This is a genomic window from Phaeodactylibacter luteus (assembly GCF_007993045.1).
In the GTDB taxonomy this organism is placed as follows: domain Bacteria; phylum Bacteroidota; class Bacteroidia; order Chitinophagales; family Saprospiraceae; genus Phaeodactylibacter; species Phaeodactylibacter luteus.
In genome coordinates this window covers 1-1,696 of sequence record NZ_VOOR01000125.1, presented here as the reverse complement: position 1 = coordinate 1,696, position 1,696 = coordinate 1, and the positions used below count along the sequence as shown (strand labels likewise).

At 33.4% G+C, this 1,696-nt stretch carries 2 protein-coding genes; both read right to left on the bottom strand.

Annotated elements, in window-relative coordinates; all coding sequences use genetic code 11:
* A partial coding sequence (locus tag FRY97_RS21745) for a hypothetical protein (RefSeq protein ID WP_147169725.1) occupies positions 1-670 on the bottom strand: 670 nt, incomplete at its 3' end.
* A gap of 44 nt (positions 671-714) precedes the next feature.
* Positions 715-1,563, bottom strand: coding sequence for an Rpn family recombination-promoting nuclease/putative transposase (locus FRY97_RS21740; RefSeq protein ID WP_147169724.1), 849 nt, complete (start codon positions 1,561-1,563; stop codon positions 715-717).
* Positions 1,564-1,696: the final 133 nt, after the last annotated feature.

Here is a 1,696-nt window from a genome sequence, read left to right as displayed (position 1 = left end):
TAATTTTTGATATTTTTAATTCTCCAGCAATAGACTGCATCCTAAACTCTTGCTTGCCCATTGATATATTTTCTTTTTCACAATCCTCTACAGTTTCTTGTATTAAATAATCAACCTCGCAAGCTATCAAGCCATATCTTTTTGACAACCTAACCTCCTTCAACGTATGATTCGTAATTACGCCCTGCAACCTTTTTTCTTTTTGGTTCAGATACCTATTTGACGAGGTTTTTTTTCCAATTTCATTTGTTATTCTAGCTCCTTCTTGGCATTCCAAGTATTCTATTTTATCGAGAAAAAGCAATTGAAGTTGTGCCCAATTCTTATCGTCAAGCAACCGGTAAAATTCTCCAATTTTATCAAGTACTTCTTTTTTCGTAATCCCATCTGTAGATTTGTCTATCCCCTTTTTTCTTGTTTCAAACCCTATGGCTATATCGCTATATTTATCCAAATACAGAGAATAAGATTTCATTATTTGTTCTGCCAATTCACCTGACTTGCCCGAGTATGAATTAAATCTTATTATTAACAAACTATCATCAATCTCATCTCTATTTATCTTAATCCCCCTCTCGTTAGGTGTGTTTATTTTGGTTAAATCTCTGACCTCCTTTTCAATTACAGGTGTAACTTCTCCATGAATCCATAATTCTACTCGAGTCTTCATTTCTTTCTTTTTTTGCTCATAGCGCGACCCGTTGTGCGCATTATTTACAGTTTTTCGATTTCTTCTTTACTCAGTCCCGTTGATTTCATTATCACATCAATTGACACACCACTTCTCTTTAGTTCTCTAGCAATTTCCAGAGTTCTTTTTTCTTTCCCTTCCTCAATCCCATCTTCTCTAGATGTATCAACAACATTCTTGATATCTCTGTAATATTTCAAGCTCTCTTCGTATGCCACCCTTTCTTCTAGTGAAAACTTCGCTATTTCTGCTGTATCAAATAATTTTTGAAATATCCGGTCTTGTAATTGTTGGGGCCTATCTTGTAGTTCTGATAAATGACGGAATACATATAACCACTTTTCAAAGTGATCATCTAGCTCATCTTGTGTTTTTTTGAATTTTGGAAGTTCAATGTAGATGAATTTTAGCTTATCGTAAAACACTTCACATCTTTGATTTTTAAGTTCAATTAAATGGAGTAATTCATCTTCATTCTTATGATCATCGAATATAAAATCAAGTATTCCTACTGTATATACAGGGTCTTGCTTGAAATCCCAATCTCCCTTTTTGGCTTGTTCCTGAATTGGGAAAGAAGAATAGTAGATACTTCTATCCTTGAAATAATTTTGTTTTGCTTTCTGTACTTCAACTATAAATCTCTCTCCTGATTCACCAATACAGTATAGGTCAAATATTGCTTTTCTATCTAATTCGGCTTGTCCTAAATGTTCATTTCTTGAGTAGTTCAAATCCTTGATTTGGTGCTTTTCCGGTAGTATTTGGTTTAGGAAATCAATTAACAAGTCTTTGTTGGGCTCAGTCCCGAAAAGTTTCTTGAACCCAAAATCGGTCAATGGATTTATATACCTACCAGTCAAATTACTCATTATCAATTAGTTATTTTCGTTATAGCGTATCAAGCTATACAAAAATAACCAATTTTACAGAGACTTGGTTTCTATTGACAGATCAAAACAATTTGATTTGAATCTTAAGTGGTATGACTCATTTTTTTTGCGC

Bases quoted from the DNA above. Each gene is read 5' to 3' on its own strand.
- FRY97_RS21740 (WP_147169724.1), bottom strand. From the start codon at position 1,563: ATGAGTAATTTGACTGGTAGGTATATAAATCCATTGACCGATTTTGGG.